Below are 21,102 nucleotides of genomic sequence, written 5' to 3' on the forward strand. Positions count from 1 at the left end.
CAGCCGTGGGGCTCAGCGGCTCTGTGGCGGGAACAGCCTGATGGCGCGGATCGCGAGGCCGAGATCCAGGTGGGAGGCGGCGTCGGTGAGGTCGCGACCGGTGATCTGATGGATCCGGTGCAGCCGATTGATCACCGTGTTCCGGTGGCAGTAGGCCAACTCGGCTGTACGCCGGACGGAACCGCCTGCGGCCACCCACCGCTCGAGCGTGTCGAGCAGCAGCTCACGCTCGGCCGCCGGTACGTCCATGAGCGGCACCAGCCACGTCTGGACGAGTTGCTCGGCCAACTCCGGGGCGCTGAGCAACAATGCCTCGGGAAGCCGTTCGGTCAGCGACGCGACCCCGGTCTCGCCGCTGGGCAGGGTTCGCCGGGCCAGCGTCGCCTGACGGTAGGCGACGTCCACATCGGCAAGTCCTGAGACCACGCCTGACATGCCCGCGGGCGCGCGTACGGCGTCGCGCAACGACCGGAGTACTGCGTCCTGCGATTCCGCGCCCAAGGCAAGCAATCCGACGACCGTGTGCGTTCGCACCTGCCACGCCGAGCCGACGTGGACGCCGGCCAACCGTCGTTTGAGCGACGCGACCGTGCACTCGTCGTCGACCAGGTTGTCGATCGCCACCACGGCATACGGGCCGTTGACCGGTACGTCGAGGACTGTCGCGGCCTCCTGGACGAACGCCCGGTCCTTCGCGCGGCCGTGCAGCAAGCCTTCCCAGAGGGTCGATCTGCGTCGTTCGTCGGCGCGGACGAGTTGGCGTTCCGTGGCGTGATAGGCAGCCGCGACCTGCGACGACGTACTGTCGACGACCTCCCAGACCTTGCTCGCGATATCCAGCAGCGCATCGGAATCGACCACGCCCTGCGCCCGGGCCTCGTCGATCAACGCCTCCCACACGAGCCGACCACCGAGGCGGAACGAGCGCAGTACGTCGTCCAGCGGCATCCGTTGCTCGGCCCGGCGCCGTCCCGTTTCCCGCGCCGCATCGAAGTACTCGTCAGCCGCAGACCCACCGAGCCGGCGGTCGGTGTCGGCGATCATCTGCACGACCCGGGCGACGTTGTCATGACATGAGCGCCAGAGGTCATCCGGCGGAACCGAGTCCAGTTCGCGATAGGCAGGGTTCTGCTCGTAGATGGTCTGCACGAGGGCGTCAGTCACCGGCCGCAGGTGAAGCAGCAGGCTCTCGGCCAGCGCCTCCGCGGTCCGCGGCTCCACCGTCCGCCCGACGTATCGCCGTACCACCTCACTCATAGTCGGCACAGCATCGCACACCGTCGCCACTGCGCCACAGTTCGTGAAGCTACTCGGTGATACCGTATAGTGGTACTCGGTGCTACGGAGTACTGAGAGGAGGAACCCGCGATGGACGACCTGACGGAGATGCTGAAGGGCACGCTGGAGGGCTGCGTGCTCGAGATCATCGGCAGGGAGGAGACCTACGGGTACGCCATCACGCGCCGGCTGAACGAACTCGGCTTCGCCGACGTCATCGAGGGAACCGTCTACACCATCTTGCTGCGACTGGAGAAGAACGGGCTCGTGCAGGTGACGAAGCGACCATCCGAACTGGGGCCGCCGCGCAAGTTCTATGCACTCGGCGACGCGGGGCGCGAAGAACTCGGGCGGTTCTGGGCGAAATGGGAGTACCTCTCATCCCGGATCGACAAACTCAAGGAGGGCGGGAGATGAAGTTCTGGGAGACCATGACCGGCAGCGATCTCACCAGGGAGTACAAGGCGTTCGAAGTCCGGGCCGCGGCCTTGCCGGCCGATTACCGGGCGGGATGGGAACAGATCAAAGCTGACCTCTTGCCCTATGGGAGTTTCACGGGTCGCAATCTGATGCCGATCCTCGACGGCGCTCTCGGGCTGCTCGAGGAAACGGCGGCGGATGGGCAGAGCATTCACGACGTACTGGGAGACGACGTCCAGGGCTTCTGCGCGGCGCTGGCCGGCGGAGAAGGGGCGCGGACCTATCGCGACCGGTGGCGCGAGCAGTTGAACCGGAACGTCGCAAGGAAATTGGGCCAGCTAGGAGGCTGACGTGGGCATCCAAGACATCATCGAAGGCAAGAAGCAGTGGCGAGCGCATCTGGCGCGAGTCAAGGCGCTTCCGCCGGACTACCAGATCGTCTACAAGGAGATGCAGAAGTACTTCTTCAAGGTCGGACCGGTCGAGTTGACCGACGGGAACCTACTCGCGGAGATCGTCGACTTCTTCGAGCAGGGCGTGGCGTCCGGCAAGGGAGTCCTGGAACTCATCGGCACCGACGTCGCGGCCTTCTGCGACGACCTGATCAAGGACTCGCGCACCTATGCGGACATCTACCAAGAGTCCCTCAGCGCGAAACCCGCCAAGGCCGACGACTAGGACCGACAAGCAGGGGGCCGAGGTCGTTCAGTCCGCTCGCCGATAGCCCAAGATCCGTTCAGTTGGCTGCGTCGAATGCGTCGATGACGGCCTTGGGGATGCGCCCGCGATCCGAAACTTGGTAGCCGTTGGCTCGCGCCCATTCCTTGACGGTGCGGGGATCGGCCGCGATCCGGGTCCGGACCGGCCGCGGGCGGGAAGGCTTGACCAGGCGCCCAGCCTCGACGTACGGCCGAAGTGCCTTGCGAAGAGCATTTGCGTTCTTCGCGCCAAGGTCGATCTCGTACGTAATGCCGTCGAGGCAGAACGTGACGGTCTCGCCCTTCCCGACCGGGAGCTCCGCGCCACTGAGATCGTCGGTGAGCCGGACTACGATGCGCTGCGCCATCTCGCTCCTCCAAATGGTGTCCGATCCCACCGTACAACACCGTTGCAGACGGCAACTATCCCGCCGCGCCCAGTGCCTCAGGAGGCGTGTTCGCCCCGCGCAATCTCAGCGAACAGCCCAGAATTGATCCCATGCACGAGCGGGTCAGCATGCCGATGCATCAGCCGCCATCCCGTCTGGTCGCGACGAAACACCAGCGTGATCCGCAACGACCAGTCCTGCTCCGGCACCTCGCCGACTGTCCCAGCTTGCCGCTCAACCGCCACCACCACAGCCAGATCGCCCGACGCATACGTCTTGAAAACCTCGAGCTCAACCTGTCCACCCCGAAAGTTCGCCGCCGTCCATTCCACAGCCTCATCCGACCCATCAAACCCAGACCGAGCACCACCACCGTTCGGCGGCAGCAGCGTGTAATCCTCCGCATGCCTGGCGATCGCCGCATAACCCCGAAGATCCCCATCCAGATAAAGCTGCGCAGCCTCCCCCACCGCACAACCAACCCAGCAATGTCCTCTTCAGTGATCCCATCCGACGTCATATGCCCCTCCCCCATCAACAACCACACCCACCCCCATTGAACCGCAGTTACGCACCCCCGTGCGCCCACCGCACGAGCCAAACCCCTGCACCACAGGGCCTCGCCTGTACCACCAACGAGATCGCCACCTGTTCACCCGACTCGTCAACCACACCCGACACGGCATCCGGCACCTGCTGCACTGGTCACCATGGCGATACCGCCACCGGGCCCGCGAATGCCACGACTGCCGTCAAACAGTCCAACTCGCCTAATCCTGAACCTCGGCCGGGTCGGAGACTAGGTGGTGGCCCGGTCCGCTCTGAGGTGGTGGGCGGTCAGGAGAGGGACGATGGCCGCTGCAGCAACACCCAGCCCGACGACGGTATAGGTGGCGAGTTCGGGCTGGGCGACGAGAAGACCATCGTTCGCGAGGATCCAGAAGGCGAAGAGCCCGATCAGTCCCATCGCGCCGGCCAGCGGGAACATCCGGTCAGGTCTGGGGACGAGGCTGACGATCGCCACAACAACGAGCGGCAGAGCGAGGGCGTAGTAGGGCAGGTAGATGAAGAGGTTCACCCCGAACCGACCGCCGACCCCGAGCTCACCCCAGGCCCGGATGTCCGGCCGAGAGAAAGCCGGAGGCCTGACGCCGGCGACTGGTACGGCGATCAACTGGGCTACCGGCGTGGCGCCTCGTAGATGAGCTTGAACCGGTTGAAATCGTCGGGCCATGGCGCCTCTGCGGGCAGCACCGGGGCCAAGGCCTCGAACACCTTGCGGATCGCGCCCCCCTCGTACTCCGACAACCGCGGCGTCGCCTGCAACACCGCCCCGCCCGACGGCAACTCGATCGCGCTCGCAAACGCTCCACTCCTGCGAACCGCCTCGATACCACCCAACCGCTGCAGAACACCGGCCGACGTGACCGTCACCCACGAATAGCCCCGGACCTGGGAGTCCGACAACGGCAACGTATCGTCCGGGAATGTCGCTCTTACATCCTCGAGCGGCGTGCGCGTCCCGGAAGAAATCGCGTCATCGGCAAGGAACCCGAACACCGCCGGCCAGCGCTCGGCCTGCATGACCAGGAACTCCCGCCACGCCTCAGGCACCTCGCCGGGATCGGGGCGGTCTCGCCCAACCTCCCCACAGCGTAGGTAGCGTCCAGCCGCAGCCACTGCCGCGCTTCCGGGGAACGTTGCCGGTAGGCCGAAATCGTCAGACTCGGAGTTCCGGCATGACCAAACCTGTTCAAGGTCGAGAACTTCACCGACATCTCAACCGACACATCCGCCGCCTGCGACAAGAACCGCTCCCAGTTCTTCGGCGACCACGCACGCAGCGACTTCGACAACCCCCGCTCACCCTGGCCGATCACCAACAACGAACACCACCGCGAACCAATCGGGCCAAACGGTCCACCCTTTGGGTCGCGCAGTCCCTTCGACGGCACACCTTCCACCGGAAGCTCGGCCAGAAACTCGCCCGGCAGCCGCTCCATCGCCCCCGTGAACCACTCCACCACCCGCAGCCCCACCTCGGCCGAGCCACCCGGCAGCAGATAGTCCAGCTCCGCGCGAAACCCACGCGCCGACTTCAACCGCGTCGCCTCATCGGCCGCCGACAACCCACCAGCTAGTCCTGCGCTATCCCCCACGGCGTTCCCTTCCAGATCCCGCACCCCGCGAGCACGCCCACTGCCCGGTCACCCTAAGATCGAGCGCGCACTTCGCATCCTCGCCGGGCAGAGTCCGGGCGCGGTCGCTCTGCTGACCCAATTGGCTGTTGCCGCCTTTCCGCAGATTCGGCGGATTCAGAGGGCTGAGCCCAACGACATCGCAGTAGCTGCTTTCGCTCAGCCTCGAAAGCCATCCTCGAGATCAGCCTGAAAATCCTCTAGCCTCGAGTTCGATTCGATCGACATCGCGAACCGCTTGACCTCAGACGAAGGTATCTCGAAGACGTTCGCGACTATGTAGATTGACTCCACGATCGAGTAGCCGTCGTCTCGCAGGCAAGGAATCACATGCTCCGGCCCACCGAGCGACGCGCGCCTAGATCGAAGATCTCTACACACTCGATCCAGTGCCGCTTGATCCACGCTCACCTCCGGACGAGCAGTCCAGGTTCATAACACAACTCGCCCTACGGCATCCCGCAGCATACCCAGGTCGTCGATCGCCATCGCAGCCTCGTAGAGCCCTTCCAATGCGGCAGAACGCGCATCATCGTCTGCAGCGAAGGCCACTGAGGCGGCAGCCCTCGCACGAGAGAACGCCTCCAAGTGCTCCTCCGCAGTTGCATCACCAGCATCGACTCCGTCCTGAACGTCCCATTGGACGCCATCCAGTTCCTCCACAAGCGAGTTGACGGCCCGACGCTCGGAGCAGTCACCAACCCTGCCCTCAGCCACTGCCGCGGGTAGCGCGAGAACGCGCTCGTCATTCAAACCAGTCCACTCCCGAGTCAGAGCTACAGCCGCGGCAGCAACAGCTCGACGCGTTGCGTCGCTCGCACCGTCGACCATGGCGACGAGTCCCGGATCAACAGTCTCAAGTCGAAGCATCATGGACCTTCTTCACTGAAGTCGCTGCACCGCTGAAAACCCGACCACAAGACTCTCCACCACCTGCGCGCTCATCGAACGCGTACTGCGTGATCTCGATCCGGGATTACGAACTCTCTCCGCCGACGCCGCTGAGTACGCCGGCCCCTTCGAGCAGCTCGTCCAGCACCTCTCGATCCAACCCAGACCACCTTCCAACCTGGCACAGACCGACATGCAGTAGTCGCCAGCCGCTCGGAAACGATCGTCAGCGAGGACCTGCTCGAGCCCGTCGTCGTCCGGAAAGGCGATGTCATCAAAGAGATCGAGCGAAACCTTCTGGATCACCGGGAACAACGCATGCTCGATCCACGAACCCACACTCTTCTCCGGCTCCATCGCAATCGCCAATGGACTGCTCAGACAGACGATCACCGAGTGAAGAAGCTGGGACGCATCAGGTCCCGTCGACGCCGAGGCTTGCTCCCACACCTCCCGGACGTTGTCGCCGGCCCGACCATCGACGATGAAATCGACAGACAGATCGCTCGCCTCATCGAACCACCCGGTCCACCCAGCACTCTCAGAGTCACTCAGCCCAGCCAGCAGACCCGACCCAGCCAACCAAAACACCGCCGCCCTCCGCTGCGGCGGAAGACCATCCACCCGCTCCGCCACGGCATCGATGAGGTCGTCGTAGCCCATCTCGCCTCTCAGGACCCTCGCCCATGGAATACCAAACCCTGGACAATAGCGGTAGCAACGTCCTGTCGTCTGCCGTTGACGTCGTACTCCGTAGCCGTCGGCCGCACTGCGCCTGCCCGATCCTGTGTGCGCAGCCTCAATGAGCGCGACATCGCGGGGTCATACCCGCCAGCCATGCGCTGACCGCAGACGATTCAGCAGACGCGCGGCGTCGCCATCTGGTTCGAGACTGACTGTCGCCACCACCGTCCCATCTGACCCGAAGCGTCGACCAAGGACACGTATCCCGTACTCGTGGAAATCCTCTGCCAGTAAGCGACCGCTCTCGTCGAACTCTCGGGTCCTCCCATGGAGGACTCCTTGAACGTAGTTCGACTCAGCCTTCAGCACTCGTGACGGATACCAATCACGAGCCATGCCTTCCTGCACTCCCCGGCGATAAGTGATCTCCGACCTTCCGAGCACTGCTGAGTCCTCGAACGCAACGCCGGTGAAAGGTTCTCCGTCAAGCGTGCACACCAGATCGGAGTCATACTCCAACTCCGCGTCCCGAACGACTTTCGGCTGATTCACCGGACTAGGTCCCCTGCTCCCTTGTGGATCCGTGCACAGCTAGCAACATCGGCCATCACGGACGCAGCCTGCAAGCTACGAACGAGGCGCGCCGATGAGCCAGCACGGCCACTCGGCTGGACGGCGGAGACGACCAACTCACCCGCCTGAGTTTCCGAAGCGATGAAGTCCTCACTCGGTTGGCCTAACCGTCATGTGCCCTTGCTGGCCTGGTCCGGTGCAGCGACGGCACAGCTGCGGCAGCGACCACCTGACGCCGCTGAAGTCCGAGCAAGTCGTAGTCAGATCCTGCTCAGGAGCTCTGCCTTCTTAGTCTCGAACTCCTCGTCCGTGAGCACGCCAGCGTTCCGCAGCTCTCCCAACTTCGCCAGCTGTTCGTAGACGTCTGGCTTTCCCTCCGCACCTGTCGGAGATGGCGTTTGGTCTGGCACAGGGCTGGACTGCACGCCGTTGGTGAGTCTGGCCCGAACCGCATCGGTGATCGCCTTGCCATCGGTCTTCTGCACATTGACGATCTCCGCTTTGTTGCCAGAGGCGAAGACGATGATCTTGCCCATCAGCATCCCCGAAGACCACTGCACCGAACTGATCTTGCTCAGCGGAAAGTCCTCCGACGTCTTCGACATGACCCCGTCCTTAAGGAAGAACAGTCTCCGGTCGGTCAGGACCACGATTCCGGTGCCAGAGCCATAGGTGCCGCTGGTGATCAGGTCTACACGCTCCCCCTCCCATAGATACTCGGGCAGCTTCTTGATCTCGCGCCTGCTGCCGACCTTGGAGCTCATCTTGGACATGGCAGCGCGAATGTCTGACCGCAGTTCATCACCCATGTCACGGAGCGTAAGCCTAGATCGGCCAGCTAGCTACCGCTCGAACATGTCCGCTCCGACCAGACAATTCGGCGGACCTCTGGCCTGGCCTGTCACCGCAGCGGCGCACAGGTCGTGCACGCGATATCCGCCGACGCATCGGCGGCGAGCCGGTCCGTGGTCCCCCATTAGCAACATTGCTTACTTGAGCGGGTCTTTGTGCGCGTAGTGCATTCGCCGACTGCCACGAGAGAAGCCCAATCAACTGCTGATTTCTGTTGCGTTCGACAGTCGTGTCGGCAGGCCTCGGCACGTGAAGCGCCTCGTACAACACGAAGCGATGAATGTCGATCTGATAGCGGACTGCGCCGCCGCAGCCCTGCGCTGCAGAAGCCGTCGAGTTGCACACAGTCGCCCATCTCCACAACGGCCACCCCGCCTGACGGCTCCGACCCTAGACCACCAGGTCGCGCACGTGGTGCCCGCGACATGGACGAGTCCTCCAGTACGGCCGCGGCCCGGCGACCTAATACAGCAAGCAAAGTCGCGATGGTGGATCCGATGCTGACGCGGAAGGGCCGAAGACCTCCAACCCCACTCCCCGATGCTGAGCCGCGACAACGAGTCCCCTGACGTATCCCGCCGTACCGCCACCACGGGGCGGTCAAGGCGTGCGGCAGCGCGCAGGTCGCCGGCGGCAGCCGGCAAGGGGAAGGACGGCGATGAGCCGGGGGTGGGTGGGAGCGCGCGTAGCAGGCGCGGAAGGAGCGAAGCGACGGAGCGCCTGCGTAGCGCGCGTGGGCTGCTCACCCCGGAGATCACGCCACAGGAGTGCCGCCGACGGGTGCCTGGTATTCGCCCCTGCGCGAGGCAGCGTGATTGGCGACCACCGCGGTTGCAGTTCCGGTCGCAGCGAAGAGTGCGCCGAGTGCGATCCAACCCGGCACGCCGTGGTCGATCGCGGTTGTGGTGACGACGGTTGGGCTGAGCATCTGGGCGAGTGCGTAACCGGTTTGGCTGAGGCCTTGGTAGGCGCCCGCGCGAGCGGGGTCGGCGAGTTCGAAGGCCATGGTCCAGCCGCCGGCCTCGCCCTTTGTTTCGGCAGCGGAGGCGGCGAGTGCGGCGAGGAGCAGAACGGCTGTTGCCGCTGCGGCGCCGAGGCGCCCAGCACTCGCGAAGAGCAGGCAGGCGACGAGCAGGAACAGGCCGGCTCTGCGAACCGACTGCCCGGCGGTGCGCAGGTTCTGTGCGCCGCGGGAGGCGCGGACCTGGAAGAGAGCCACGTAGATGGTGTTGACCAGCAGGAGCGCTGACACGACGACCGTTGGGGCATCGGTGTGGTCCGCGACCCACAGCGGTATCCCGACCGACGTCAGTCCGAACTGGATCGCGAGTACGGCGTTGAGGATTGTCGACACGACGTACGTCCGATCGCGCAACGGAGAGCGTCCACGCACGGATGTCGCGGCGCCACCGCCGGCATCCATGCGATCCGCCAGTCCCGCGACCCTGCGGCGCAGACCGATCAGTGGCAGTGTGCCGAGGAATGTGATCGCGCCGACGAGAACGACCGTCAAGCGGTACGCCGATGTCGTGTCGACCATCAGAGCGAGCCCCGCGAGCAGACTGCCGCCGCCGATGAAGACGTTCATCACCACACGCAGTCTGGCGCGGACAGTGACGCGCTCCGGGCCGACATACCACCGGGCGAGCAGTGTCACCTGGGCGGTGCTCTGCAGGCCACGCGTGGCGGAGACGCAGGCCGCGATCAGGACGAAGCTGACAACGTCGCTCGCGAAGGCATACGCCAGCAGTGAGGCTCCGCTCGCGGCCAGCGTCCATTGCTGGAGCCGATCCGCGCCGTATCGGTCGCTCAGCCGCCCACCGGCGTACGACGCCAGGACGCCAACCCCTCCGGCGACGGTGAGCCCGATGCCGACGGTGGCTGCAGACAGCCCGACTCCGCGGGTGAAGTAGAGCGCGCTGACGGCGAAGAACATGCCACGAGACAACGACAGCGCGGCCACAGCGGAGGCGAGCGCGCGTTCGACGGGATCACGGAGCAGCTCAGGCACTCGACAGTTGTCGCATCCGGAGCCTGGCCGGTACCAACGATGTAGCGTATTGCTTCATGATCGAGTATGAGCTCGCGGGCAACGATCTCGGCGAGGTGCGGTTCGCGATCTCACCGCTGCACGAGTTGGTCCTGTCCCTACGAACCCTGCGCGACCCCGGCCGGTTCCCCTTGCAACTGCCCTGGCTGCGGGCCACCGAATCGGCGCGTACCGGGCTCGACCTGGAGCTGCTCCGCGCCCTGACGAACGAGTCGCTCTGGACGCCGGACTTCCTCACCCCGCGGCCCTACAGTCCGCTGGGCAGGATCGACGACGAGTTCTCGGCTCTGACGGGCACCCCGGCGAGCGTCGTACGCGCAGACCTGGCGGAGGTCCATCCGGGCACGCTGCCGTCGGCGCTTCAGGGGCGGCCGGCCGCCGTACTCGGCCGGGTGCTGGCGGCGCTGCGGGACTACTGGGAGGCCTGTTTCGAGCCGCACTGGGCGCGGATGCGGACAGTCCTCGAGGCCGACGTTGTGTACCGCGGCCGAGTCATGGCGAACGCCGGTCTCGCGGCGATGTTCGCCGGCGTCGACCCTTATGTCCGGCTCGACGGCACCGTCCTCCGGGTACGTCTGCGCAGCGAACTCTCCTATCGGGCCTCGACCGCCGGCCGCGGACTGACGCTCATTCCCTCGCTCTTCAGCCGACGCGGGGCGGTGCCGATCTCCCCCGACGAGCCGCCGTACCTCATCTATCCGGCACGCGGGCTCGGAACGCTCTGGCAGACCGAGACGAGTACGCCGGCAACCGCGCTGGTCGGCCTGATCGGCCGCGTCCGAGCCCGGCTGCTCGGACTCCTCGAGACACCGACGTCGTCGACCGAGCTCGCTGTCCGCCTGGACGTCACACCGACCGCGGTCAACCAACATCTCCGCGCACTGCGCGCTTCCGGCCTCCTCATCTCGGCCCGCCACGGCCGCTCAGTCCTCTACCGCCGCTCAGACCTCGGCGACCGCCTCATCCGCGGGACGTAACCGCAGCTACCAGTGGGAGGCAAGGTCATCGGGGCGGCCGTAGTACGGCGAAAGGGTCTGTCACGGTCAGTTCGCGGGCTACGAACTTGTAGACCGTGGCCGGGCGGCCGCCGGACTGGCCGGGCCGGGCAACACGGTCGGTCGGATCGATCACGTGCCGTCGGGTCAGGACTCGGGTCAGGTTCGTCGCGCCGAGCTCGTAGCCCAGCGCCGCGCTGAACAGGTCGCGCAGTTCCGCAATGGTGAACTCAGGTGGGGCCAGGGCGAAGCCGATGTTCGTGTACGAGAGCTTCGCGCGTAACCGCCCCACCGCCGCGTCGATGAAGAAGTGGTGGTCGAACGCCGTACGCGGCAACTCGTCCACCCGGTGCCACGTCGTGTCCGCCGGCAGATTCGGTTGTACGTCGGAGGGGACCAGCCCGAGGTAGGCAGTCGCGAGGACCCGCGCCCGTGGATCGCGATCGATCGCACTGTGGGTGGCCAACTGCTCCAGATGGGCGACATCACGGACGTCGACCTTCGCCGCGAGATGACCGGTGATCGCCTCTCTGAGCCTCTCCGTGGGCTGGACGCCGCCCCCGGGCAACGCCCACCGATGCCGGAACGGGCTCTGCCCACGCTTCCACAGCAACACGCACAGATTGTCGTCGCGAACCGACAGTACGACGGCCAGCACCTCGTGCGGGTAGCTGGGAACGTTAACCGCATCACTCTTCTTGGCGACAGGCATGTCGCCGATGGTACCGTCGTCCCTAGTTATCGCCTTTCAGGCGAAAACCCCTGACGAAGGAGCTCGTGATGCCCGTTGCGCACAGCGCGAGAACAACCTGGCAGGCAGAGGTCCACCGCCTCGCCCGCGAACGCGACGCGGTGGTGCTCGCCCACAACTATCAGGACCCGGCCATCCAGGACGTGGCTGATCATGTCGGGGACTCGCTCGAGCTCTCGCGGATCGCCGCCAGCACCGATGCGTCGACCATCGTCTTCTGCGGCGTCCACTTCATGGCCGAGACTGCGAAGCTGCTCAGCCCGGACAAGACCGTGCTGATCCCTACCGCTCAGGCCGGTTGTTCCCTGGCCGACACCATCGACGCCGATCAACTGCGGAGCTGGAAGGCCCAGCATCCCGGCGCTGCGGTGGTTGCCTATGTCAACACCAGTGCCGCGGTGAAGGCGGAGGCCGACGTTTGTTGCACCTCGTCCAACGCGGTCGACGTGGTGAACTCGATTCCGGCCGACCAGCCGGTCCTGTTCCTGCCCGACCAGTTCCTCGGCGCCCACGTACGACGGCAGACGGGCCGGGACAACGTGCACGTGTGGATGGGTGAGTGCCACGTCCACGCCGGGATCAGCGCGGCCGATCTGCGCGCTCAGGTGGCGGCCGATCCGACGGCGGAGGTCCTGGTGCACCCCGAGTGCGGTTGCGCCTCGTCGGCGATCTGGCTGGCCGGCGTAGGTGACCTTCCGGCCGATCGAACCCATATCGTCTCCACCTCCGGCATGCTCGCCACCGCTCGCGGCATGACCGCGAAGACCGCGCTCGTCGCGACGGAGATCGGCATGCTCCACCAACTGCGCAAGGTCAACCAGCAGACGACGTTCCTGCCGGTGAACCCGAAGGCCTCGTGCCGGTTCATGAAGATGATCACCCCCGAACTGCTGGTGCGGTGTCTGCGCGAGGGTCGTGACGAGATCGAAATACCGCTCGACGTGGCCGAGCGTGCGCGGCAGTCGGTCGAGCGGATGATCGCGATCGGCAGACCAGGGGGTACCCGGTGAGAAGATCCGTCGATGTCGTTGTCATCGGCGACGGTGTGGCCGGCCTGTCGACCGCGTTGGGATTGGCGGCCACCCGCGACGTACTCCTCCTCAGCGCCGGCTCCGGGAGCACACCGTGGGCCCAGGGCGGCGTCGCTGCCGCGTACGGCGACGACGATCCGCTCGATCACGCCCACGACACTGACGTCGCGGGCGCTGGATTCTGCGATCCTCGCAACCTCCGCGCACTGGTCGAGGAGGGACCACAACGCCTTGCCGAACTGATCGCGCTGGGCGCTCGTTTCGACCGCGACCCCGACGGCTCGTTGTCGAGAACCCTCGAGGGTGGTCATGACCGTCCCAGGGTCGTGCACGCGGGCGGTGATGCCAGTGGCGCCGAGGTTCATCGAACCCTTCGCGACGCGCTGCGACTCAGCGACGTTCGAACAGTGACAGGACGGGCCGTCGGCCTGATCAAGTCGGATTCCGGGCACATAGTCGGCGTGCTCGTGGAGGACGATGCCGGTGTCAGCCAGGTCGACAGTCGCGCTGTCGTGCTGGCCACAGGCGGTATCGGCAATGCCTACTTGGCAAGCACCAATCCGGCGACCGTCCGCGGCGACGGCATCGCCCTGGCCCTCAACGCAGGTGCGTCCCTGGTCGACATGGAGTTCGTGCAGTTCCACCCGACCGCGCTGTTCACCGGCAACAGCAGCGGTCAGATGCCCTTGGTCACTGAGGCCGTCCGAGGTGAAGGCGCCGTACTGCGTGACCTCCGTGGCCGAAGGATCATGGCCGACGTCCATCCGCGCGCCGACCTCGCCCCCAGGGACGTCGTCGCCCGGGCGATCGAAGCGACGATGCGCCGCGATGGTTGCGACCACGTCTGGCTGGATGCCAGATCGATCCCGGAAGACACCATTCGCCGACGATTCCCGACCGTCCTGGCGTCCTGCGCACAGATCGGCGTCGACATGCGGTCCGAGCAGATACCGGTCGCCCCTGCCGAGCACTTCCTGTGCGGTGGAGTTCGAACCAACCGGGACGGCGCAACCGACGTACCGGGCCTGTACGCCGTCGGCGAGGTCGCCGCGAGCGGCGTCCACGGCGCCAACCGCCTCGCATCCAACAGCCTGCTCGAAGGAATGGTCTTCGGGCGACGCGTTGCCACCGCACTGACCCTCGACCTTCCGCCGGCGACGATGAGCCGCTCGAGTTCACTGACGCTGGCCGAGGATCGCGAACCGGAGAGGATTCGCGCCATCCTGACCGAGCACGCGGGCATCCGGCGCGACGGCGCGGGTCTGCAAATGGCCGCGGACGAGCTCGAGACACTCGGCGACGGACCGCTGGCGACGACGGCGCGAGCCGTCATCGCGGCAGCGATCACGCGAGAGGACAGCCGCGGATGTCACTGGCGCTCGGACTATCCCCAACGCGACGAGCGATGGAACCAGCACGTCGTCGTACGTCTCGACGAAGAAGGTCGCCCGGCAGTCCGCCACCTTCACCAGTCAGCCCGGCTCTGAGCAGATCTAGTACGGCGTTATCGCGACGCGCGCAGGAACTCGCGATTCAGTCTGGCGATACTGGCGAACGGGATCCCCTTCGGGCACGCCTGCACACATTCGCCAGTGTTCGTGCACCCACCGAACCCTTCGTCATCCATCGCGGCCACCAGGCCGAGCACCCGCTGCTCCCGCTCGGGCTGACCCTGCGGCAACACGTTCAGGTGCGCGACCTTCGCCGACGTGAACAACATCGCCGACCCGTTGGGACAGGCGGCGACGCACGCACCGCAGCCGATGCAGGTCGCGTTGTCGAAGGCAACCTCGGCGTCCCGCTTCGGCACCGGCGTCGCGTGCGCTTCCGGAGCACTGCCGGTCGGCGCGGTGATGTAGCCGCCGGCCTGGATGATCCGGTCCAGCGCGGACCGATCCACGACCAGGTCCTTCACCACGGGGAAGCCCTTGGCCCGCCACGGCTCGACGTCGATCACGTCGCCGTCGCGAAACGCCCGCATGTGCAGCTGACAGGTCGTCGTCTGCTCCGGGCCGTGCGCCCTGCCGTTGATGACCACGCCGCAGGCACCACAGATGCCCTCGCGGCAGTCGTGGTCGAAGGCCACCGGATCCTGACCGTTGACGATCAGGTCCTGATTGAGTACGTCGAGCATCTCCAGGAACGACATCTCCGGGCGGATGTCCTGCACGCCGTACGAGACCATCCGTCCTTGCTCGTCGGGGCCGGACTGGCGCCAGATGCGCACGGTGAGCTTCACGTGTAACTCCGTTGGGTGGGACGAACATGGTCGAAGGTCAGCTCTTCCCGATGCAGCACGGGGCGGTCGCCGTGTTCCCAGGCCGCGACATGACTGAAGCGCGTATCGTCTCGCAGCGCTTCGCCGGCAGCGGTCTGATGCTCCTCCCGGAAGTGCCCGCCACACGATTCCTCGCGCAGCAACGCATCCAGCAGCATGAGTTCGGCCAGTTCCAGGAAGTCGGCGACCCGATTGGCCTTCTCCAGCTCCTGGTTGAGCTCCGTTCCCTCGCCCGGGACGCGCACCGAACGCCAGAACTCCGCGCGGAGCTCAGGTACGCGTTCCAACGCCGCGCGGAGACCGCTCTCGTTGCGAGACATGCCGCAGTTGTCCCACAGGAGAAGGCCCAGTTCGCGATGGAACGAGTCGACAGTGCGCGTCCCGTCGATCGAGAGCAGCCGATCCAGCCGAGCCCGGACGTCGTGCTCTGCCTGGGTGACCGCGGGATGGGTCGAGACAACCGCCTCGAAGGTGTTGCTGCCGATGTAGTCGTTGATCGTCGTCGGTACGACGAAGTAGCCGTCGGCGAGGCCTTGCATCAGTGCCGATGCACCCAGCCGGTTGGCTCCGTGATCGGAGAAGTTCGCCTCGCCGATCACGAACAGCCCGGGAACCGTACTCTGCAGGTCGTAGTCGACCCACAGGCCACCCATCGTGTAGTGGATCGCCGGGTAGATGCGCATCGGGACCTGGTACGGGTCCTCGGCGGTGATCCGCTGGTACATGTCGAACAGGTTGCCGTAACGGTCCTCGATGGCCGGCCGACCGAGCTCTTCGATCGCGTCGCCGAAGTCCAGATACACACCCATTCCGCCCGGTCCTACGCCGAACCCGGCATCACAGCGATTCTTCGCGGCCCGTGACGCGATGTCGCGCGGCACGAGGTTTCCGAAACTCGGATACATCCGTTCCAGGTAGTAGTCCCGCTCCTCCATCGGGATCTGGTCCGGCCGCCTCGTGTCACCCTGAACCTTCGGCACCCAGATCCGCCCGTCGTTGCGCAACGACTCGCTCATCAGCGTCAACTTGGACTGATGATCGCCGGAGCGAGGAATGCAGGTGGGATGGATCTGGGTGAAGCAGGGGTTCGCGAAGTAGGCGCCGCGGCGGTGTGCCCGCCAGATCGCACTCGCATTCGAGCCCTTCGCGTTGGTGGACAGGTAGAAGACGTTGCCGTAGCCACCGGTTGCCAGGACGACGCCGTCGGCGAGATGAGTCGTGATCCGGCCGGTCACCAGGTTCCGGGCGATGATTCCCCGGGCACGGCCGCCGACGACGATCAGATCCAGCATCTCCGTCCGCGCATGCAGCTCCACCCGGCCGGCATCGATCTGCCGGGAGAGCGCTTGGTACGCGCCGAGCAGCAACTGTTGTCCCGTCTGACCACGGGCGTAGAAGGTGCGCTGCACCTGCACGCCGCCGAACGAGCGCGTGTCCAGCAGACCGCCGTACTCACGTGCGAAGGGCACACCTTGTGCGACGGCTTGGTCGATGATCTGCGCTGAGATCTCCGCGAGCCTGTACACATTGCTTTCTCGTGACCGGAAGTCGCCGCCCTTGACGGTGTCGTAGAACAGCCGGTCAACCGAGTCGCCGTCGTTGCGATAGTTCTTCGCCGCATTGATGCCGCCTTGCGCAGCGACCGAGTGAGCACGGCGCGGCGAGTCCTGGAAGCAGAACTGCACCACGTCGTACCCCTGCTCGGCCAAGGTCGCGCCGGCCGAGGCACCGGCGAGACCGGTACCGACCACGATGATCCGGTGTTTGCGACGGTTGGCCGGGTTCACCAGCTTCGCCGTGAAGCGTCGTTCGTCCCAGCGTCGCTCGAGCGCTACGTCCGGCGCCTTCGTGTCGGAGATCGGAGACCCGACGAGATGCTCCATCATCCTCAGCCCACCAATCCGGTCATCACGCCGATCGGGACGGTCATGAAGCCGACGGTGATCATGACGGCCACCGTCGTACCGAGGATTCTGATCCGGCGGCCGGCCAAGCCGAGCGTGCGCGCCGCGCTCGTGAGGCCATGATCGAGATGGAGCCCGAGCATCACAAGTGCCACGAAGTAGATGACATTGACCCACCAGACACTGAAGTCGGCGACGACGTTGTGGTACGGCTCACCCTGGACGTAATCCCGGTTGGCGACACCGACGGTCAGGTCGAGCAGGTGCCAGACGACGAAGACGGCCAGCGTCGCGCCGCCCCAGCGCATCGTGCTGGGCGCAAAGCCTCGTGCGCTCCGGCTGCGACCGTGTCGGTACCGGATCGGTCGTGCGCGGCGATCTCTCAGAGTCAGCTGTGCGGCGGAGACGATGTGCAGCACCACTGCGACCATCAGTACGACGCGCGTGATCCACAAGAACACGCCGAAGGGAAGTACAGGCTCGCCGAACTCGCGCAGCCAGGCCGCGTAGTCGTTCATGGCGCCGGCGCCGAGGAAGACTTTCAGGTTGCCCAGCATGTGCGCGAACAGGTAGGCGACCAGCAGCAGGCCGGTCACCGCCATCACCGCCTTCTTCCCGATCGTCGAGGCCCAGAACCGGGTGATCGACGTACGCGTTCGCGGCTGAACAGCGAGATCCCTTGACACGCGTCCGACGGTAGGACCGCCGGCGATCAGAGGGCAAAGACAGTTTCGATCTGGCCGTCATAGCCGATGCCTATGATAGGCGGATGCAGCTCCACCAACTCGCCTATTTCGTGGCTGTCGCCGACACGCGGCATTTCACCCATGCCGCCGAACTCCTGCGCATCGCGCAGCCCTCGGTGTCGCAGCAGGTGCGCGCACTCGAGCGAGATGTCGGGGCCGAACTCTTCCACCGGATCCGGGGGAATCTGTCCCTGACCGAGGCAGGCGAGACCCTGCTGCCGATTGCCCGGCGCATCCTGGCTGACACAGAAACGGCGTACCGGTCCGTGCGGGAACTCGACGAGTTGCATCGCGGCCGCGTGCGCCTGGGCGCCACCCCCAGCCTGTGCACCGGGCTGTTGCCCACAATGCTCGCCGGGTTTCGAACTGCCTATCCTGGGATCGATCTCACACTGCGCGAGAGTGGCTCACGGGATCTGCAGAACGACGTGTCGGAAGGTCTGCTCGATCTCGCGATGATCGTCGACTCCCGGCTGCGAGACCATGGCCGACTCGCCACGCAACCACTGTTCGTCGAGGAACTCGTCGTGATCTCCGCAAAGAACCGACCGGCGCCGGTACGACGAGCCAGGATGAAGATCCTCGACCTCGAAGGCCGCCCACTGGTGATGTTCCGAGGCGGCTACGACCTCCGCGACGCCACGGTCGACGCCTGCCGCGCCGAGGGTTTCGAACCCTCCTTCGCCATCGAGGGCGGCGAGATGGACGCCGTCCTCGAGTGTGTGGACGCCGGCATGGGAATCGCGGTCGTGCCGAGCACCGTCGCGAAGGACAGGTTCCGCGTCACCCGCTTCGAAGCTCCAGGCCTCAGCCGAGTGGTTCGCCTCACGTACCGCGAAGAAATCAAACCCTCCAAGGCCGTCCTAGCCCTCCACAACACGATCACCAACCACCTGGCCAACGCCGCCCTCCTCCCCCGCGGAACCCGCCCCTTGGTCAAGCGCCCCGAGCCGGCGTGACATGGCGTCGGCGCTCGTCGAGCGTGTGGACCGTGTGTAGGCAATCGGTCCCAGACTGTTGAAGTCCGGAGCCAACCGCCGGATGATGCTGAGGGTTTTGACCCTCGGGGGAACGCGCAAGGAGACGAGACCGATGAGAAATCGACTTCTGGCGGCGGCGGGGGCAGCCGCTCTGGCCGCGGCGGTGGCAGCGAGCCCCGCGTCGGCACTGGCAGCCCGCACTCTCACGACCGCACCGACGCCTGCGGTCCCGACGTTCGTGAACGGCCTCTCCCAGGCCGTCTTCTCGACGAACGCCGCCGACTGGTACAGCGGTGAGGTCTGGGTCCAGGCACCCTTCGACAGCGACAACGACGGCAAGCTCGACCGGATCCACGCCGACTTCACCGCGCCCGGCGAGGTACGCACGACCGGTCTGAAGGTACCGGTCATCTTCGAGGACAGCCCGTACTACGCGGGTACGGCGAACGACTACTTCAACTGGGGCGTCGACCACGAGCTCGGTTCACCGCCGGCGACGCGGCCGGCGACACCGCTGTGGACGCCACGCAACACCAGTCCCACGATCAGCACCATCTACGAGTCGACCTGGGTGCCGCGCGGCTTTGCCGTCGTGCACGCGGAGTCACCGGGGACCGGTCACTCCGACGGCTGCCCGACCTCGGGCGGCACGAACGAGACGCTGGCCGCCAAGGCTGTGATCGACTGGCTCAACGGCCGGGCGCCGGCGTACACGACACAGACCGGCGACACTGCGGTGACCGCGGACTGGACGACCGGCAAGGTCGGCATGATGGGTACGTCGTACAACGGGACGATCCCGGAGGCCGTGGCGACCACCGGTGTCGAGGGGCTCGAGGCCATCGTGCCGATCTCGGCCATCTCGGACTGGTACGACTACTACCGCGCCAACGGCATGGTGCGGGCGCCACACTCCTCGTCCAACCCGACCGGTAACAACAACGCATTCCAGGGCGAGGACCTCGACGTACTCGCGGACGTCGTCTACTCACGCCTGGACGAGACCGGGCCACGGACGATCTGCCGGCCCGAGATCGACTACCTCGAGGCGCACATCGATCGGGCCACCGGCAACCGCAGCGGGTTCTGGCAGGAGCGCAACTACATGAAGGACGTCGACAACGTCCACGCTGCCGCTCTGATTGCCCATGGCAACAACGACTTCAACGTGATGACCAAGAACGCGGCGCAGTTCCTCGCGGCGCTCAAGAAGCGCGATGTGCCGCACATGTTCTACTTCCACCAGGGCGGCCACGGTGGCGCGCCGCCCGACGTACTGATCAACTACTGGTTCACCCGCTACCTGTACGGCGTACAGAACGGCGTCGAGTCGCTGCCGCGTTCATGGGTCGTCCGTGAAGCAGCGTCCTGCCCGCCGCGCCAGTCGACGGCGACCGGTGACCAGTCGAACACCGCGACGCTGACTGTGGCGGACACCAGCCCGTTCCGGATCGGCTTCGTGCTGACGGTCCCGCAGACGAACGCCGACGGCACGATCTCGAACACGACGCGGATGATCACGGACATCCCGGACTCCACGCACCTGGTGCTGGTGTCAGCGGTGGCCACGGCGGCCGGCCAGAAGGTCGCCAACGGCACAGTGGTCAACCTCGTCTGCGGCAATGCCAACCCGACCCCGTACGCCGAATGGCCTGATCCCGCCTCGAGCGACGTCGAACTGCACCCCACCCCCGGGGCCCCGGCGCGCGGCGGACTGACTCTCACTCCACAGGGCCAGAAGGGCGTGACGGAGACGCTGACCGATGATGCGTCGATCGCGGCGCTCACCTCGGCGAACACGGCCTCGTCGAACGTGCGCCTGGTCTACCAGACCCCGGCGCTCCAGCAGGCCGTCCGGATCAGCGGTACGCCGACCGTCTCGCTGGAGATGGCCTTCAGCAAGTCGAAGGCGAACCTGACCGCCGCGCTGGTCAGCTACCCACCGACCGGCAACGGCACGATTCTCACCCGCGGCTGGATCGATCCCGCCAACCGCACCACCGATCACGCCGACAACCCGGTCAGGCCGGGCCGGATGTACAAGATCGACTTCGACCTGCAGCCGAAGGACACCGTCGTACCGGCCGGGAACCGACTCGCACTGATGGTCGTCTCCAGCGACCGCGACTTCACAGTCCGCCCGGCCGCCGGCACCCAACTGACCCTCGACCTACGCAACAGCTCACTCACCATCCCAGTAGTCGGCGGCTCTTCGAAGCTACGAGGCGCCATCGGCTGAACCCGCCCAGACCTTGCCATAAGCAACCTGAACGGCCGCCTCCGCACCCGCGGAGGCGGCCGTCCATGCTGTTTCGATTCCGCGAACGCCTTGGTTGGCATCGCCCGCGACACACGAGCAGCCACGTATGGCTTGCACAGTTCCC

General features: G+C 65.9%; 21 protein-coding genes. 8 read left to right on the forward strand and 13 right to left on the reverse strand.

What is annotated here, in order from left to right:
- Window positions 1–12 precede the first annotated feature (12 nt).
- Window positions 13–1,257, reverse strand: a complete 1,245-nt coding sequence (locus tag E0H73_RS39555; protein ID WP_131365403.1) for a PucR family transcriptional regulator — start codon at window positions 1,255–1,257, stop codon at window positions 13–15.
- 111 nt (window positions 1,258–1,368) lie between these two features.
- Between E0H73_RS39555 and E0H73_RS39560 the strand changes: the two genes are divergently transcribed.
- From E0H73_RS39560 to E0H73_RS39570, 3 genes are read left to right on the forward strand one after another with little or no spacing between them, the layout of a single operon-like run.
- The gene (locus tag E0H73_RS39560) at window positions 1,369–1,695 is read left to right on the forward strand and encodes a PadR family transcriptional regulator (RefSeq protein WP_131365404.1); all 327 of its coding nucleotides are present in this window, start codon (window positions 1,369–1,371) and stop codon (window positions 1,693–1,695) included.
- Window positions 1,692–2,048, forward strand: a complete 357-nt coding sequence (locus E0H73_RS39565; protein ID WP_131365406.1) for a DUF1048 domain-containing protein — start codon at window positions 1,692–1,694, stop codon at window positions 2,046–2,048. Before E0H73_RS39560 ends, E0H73_RS39565 begins: the two co-directional genes overlap by 4 nt.
- A 1-nt stretch (window position 2,049) precedes the next feature.
- On the forward strand, window positions 2,050–2,376 hold the full coding sequence (locus E0H73_RS39570) for a DUF1048 domain-containing protein (protein ID WP_131365408.1): 327 nt from the start codon (window positions 2,050–2,052) through the stop codon (window positions 2,374–2,376).
- Between the two features lie 58 nt (window positions 2,377–2,434).
- Here E0H73_RS39570 and E0H73_RS39575 read toward each other — a convergent pair whose 3' ends face one another.
- The 8 genes from E0H73_RS39575 to E0H73_RS39610 all read right to left on the reverse strand — a co-directional run bounded on the left by E0H73_RS39575 (window position 2,435) and on the right by E0H73_RS39610 (window position 9,994).
- Window positions 2,435–2,764, reverse strand: coding sequence for a histone-like nucleoid-structuring protein Lsr2 (locus E0H73_RS39575; protein WP_131365410.1), 330 nt, complete (start codon window positions 2,762–2,764; stop codon window positions 2,435–2,437).
- Between the two features lie 77 nt (window positions 2,765–2,841).
- Window positions 2,842–3,255 (reverse strand): YybH family protein, encoded by a 414-nt coding sequence (locus tag E0H73_RS39580; protein WP_131365412.1) that lies wholly within the window; start codon window positions 3,253–3,255, stop codon window positions 2,842–2,844.
- A gap of 329 nt (window positions 3,256–3,584) precedes the next feature.
- Entirely contained in the window at window positions 3,585–3,959 is a 375-nt protein-coding gene (locus tag E0H73_RS39585; protein WP_131365414.1) for a hypothetical protein, read from the reverse strand.
- A 5-nt stretch (window positions 3,960–3,964) separates the two neighbouring features.
- Window positions 3,965–4,369 (reverse strand): hypothetical protein, encoded by a 405-nt coding sequence (locus tag E0H73_RS39590; protein WP_131365416.1) that lies wholly within the window; start codon window positions 4,367–4,369, stop codon window positions 3,965–3,967.
- A gap of 1,046 nt (window positions 4,370–5,415) precedes the next feature.
- Window positions 5,416–5,856 carry a hypothetical protein gene (locus tag E0H73_RS39595; protein ID WP_131365418.1) on the reverse strand — a complete coding sequence of 147 codons (441 nt, stop codon included), beginning with the start codon at window positions 5,854–5,856 and terminating at the stop codon, window positions 5,416–5,418.
- 9 nt (window positions 5,857–5,865) lie between these two features.
- Window positions 5,866–6,537: a hypothetical protein gene (locus E0H73_RS39600; protein ID WP_131365420.1), complete on the reverse strand. Its 672-nt coding sequence runs from the start codon at window positions 6,535–6,537 to the stop codon at window positions 5,866–5,868.
- Between the two features lie 854 nt (window positions 6,538–7,391).
- Window positions 7,392–7,940 carry a PH domain-containing protein gene (locus E0H73_RS39605; protein ID WP_202867793.1) on the reverse strand — a complete coding sequence of 183 codons (549 nt, stop codon included), beginning with the start codon at window positions 7,938–7,940 and terminating at the stop codon, window positions 7,392–7,394.
- 797 nt (window positions 7,941–8,737) lie between these two features.
- The gene (locus E0H73_RS39610; RefSeq protein WP_131365422.1) at window positions 8,738–9,994 is read right to left on the reverse strand and encodes an MFS transporter; all 1,257 of its coding nucleotides are present in this window, start codon (window positions 9,992–9,994) and stop codon (window positions 8,738–8,740) included.
- 56 nt (window positions 9,995–10,050) lie between these two features.
- Here E0H73_RS39610 and E0H73_RS39615 point away from each other — a divergent pair, with 56 nt between their 5' ends.
- The gene (locus E0H73_RS39615; protein WP_131365424.1) at window positions 10,051–11,010 is read left to right on the forward strand and encodes an ArsR/SmtB family transcription factor; all 960 of its coding nucleotides are present in this window, start codon (window positions 10,051–10,053) and stop codon (window positions 11,008–11,010) included.
- Between the two features lie 25 nt (window positions 11,011–11,035).
- Here E0H73_RS39615 and E0H73_RS39620 read toward each other — a convergent pair whose 3' ends face one another.
- Complete coding sequence (locus tag E0H73_RS39620; protein ID WP_131365426.1) at window positions 11,036–11,740, reverse strand: NUDIX hydrolase; 705 nt, start codon at window positions 11,738–11,740, stop codon at window positions 11,036–11,038.
- Window positions 11,741–11,808: 68 nt separating this feature from the next.
- On the opposite strand from E0H73_RS39620, the gene nadA reads away from it, so the two are divergent.
- Entirely contained in the window at window positions 11,809–12,789 is a 981-nt protein-coding gene (gene nadA, locus E0H73_RS39625) for a quinolinate synthase NadA (protein ID WP_131365428.1), read from the forward strand.
- Complete coding sequence (gene nadB, locus E0H73_RS39630) at window positions 12,786–14,297, forward strand: L-aspartate oxidase (RefSeq protein ID WP_131365430.1); 1,512 nt, start codon at window positions 12,786–12,788, stop codon at window positions 14,295–14,297. The genes nadA and nadB overlap by 4 nt, the downstream gene beginning before the upstream one ends.
- A 17-nt stretch (window positions 14,298–14,314) precedes the next feature.
- Here nadB and E0H73_RS39635 read toward each other — a convergent pair whose 3' ends face one another.
- The 3 genes from E0H73_RS39635 to E0H73_RS39645 are packed head-to-tail and all read right to left on the reverse strand — an operon-like array spanning window position 14,315 to window position 17,678.
- The gene (locus E0H73_RS39635; protein WP_131365432.1) at window positions 14,315–15,049 is read right to left on the reverse strand and encodes a succinate dehydrogenase/fumarate reductase iron-sulfur subunit; all 735 of its coding nucleotides are present in this window, start codon (window positions 15,047–15,049) and stop codon (window positions 14,315–14,317) included.
- On the reverse strand, window positions 15,046–16,974 hold the full coding sequence (locus E0H73_RS39640) for a fumarate reductase/succinate dehydrogenase flavoprotein subunit (RefSeq protein ID WP_131365434.1): 1,929 nt from the start codon (window positions 16,972–16,974) through the stop codon (window positions 15,046–15,048). The genes E0H73_RS39635 and E0H73_RS39640 overlap by 4 nt, the downstream gene beginning before the upstream one ends.
- Window positions 16,975–16,976: 2 nt before the next feature.
- Window positions 16,977–17,678, reverse strand: coding sequence for a succinate dehydrogenase cytochrome b subunit (locus E0H73_RS39645; RefSeq protein WP_238164569.1), 702 nt, complete (start codon window positions 17,676–17,678; stop codon window positions 16,977–16,979).
- A gap of 83 nt (window positions 17,679–17,761) precedes the next feature.
- On the opposite strand from E0H73_RS39645, the gene E0H73_RS39650 reads away from it, so the two are divergent.
- Both E0H73_RS39650 and E0H73_RS39655 read left to right on the forward strand, forming a co-directional pair.
- The gene (locus E0H73_RS39650; RefSeq protein ID WP_131365438.1) at window positions 17,762–18,697 is read left to right on the forward strand and encodes a LysR family transcriptional regulator; all 936 of its coding nucleotides are present in this window, start codon (window positions 17,762–17,764) and stop codon (window positions 18,695–18,697) included.
- Window positions 18,698–18,830: 133 nt separating this feature from the next.
- The gene (locus E0H73_RS39655; RefSeq protein ID WP_165556008.1) at window positions 18,831–20,957 is read left to right on the forward strand and encodes a Xaa-Pro dipeptidyl-peptidase; all 2,127 of its coding nucleotides are present in this window, start codon (window positions 18,831–18,833) and stop codon (window positions 20,955–20,957) included.
- Window positions 20,958–21,102: the final 145 nt, after the last annotated feature.

This window comes from Kribbella pittospori, from assembly GCF_004331465.1.
GTDB lineage: Bacteria > Actinomycetota > Actinomycetes > Propionibacteriales > Kribbellaceae > Kribbella > Kribbella pittospori.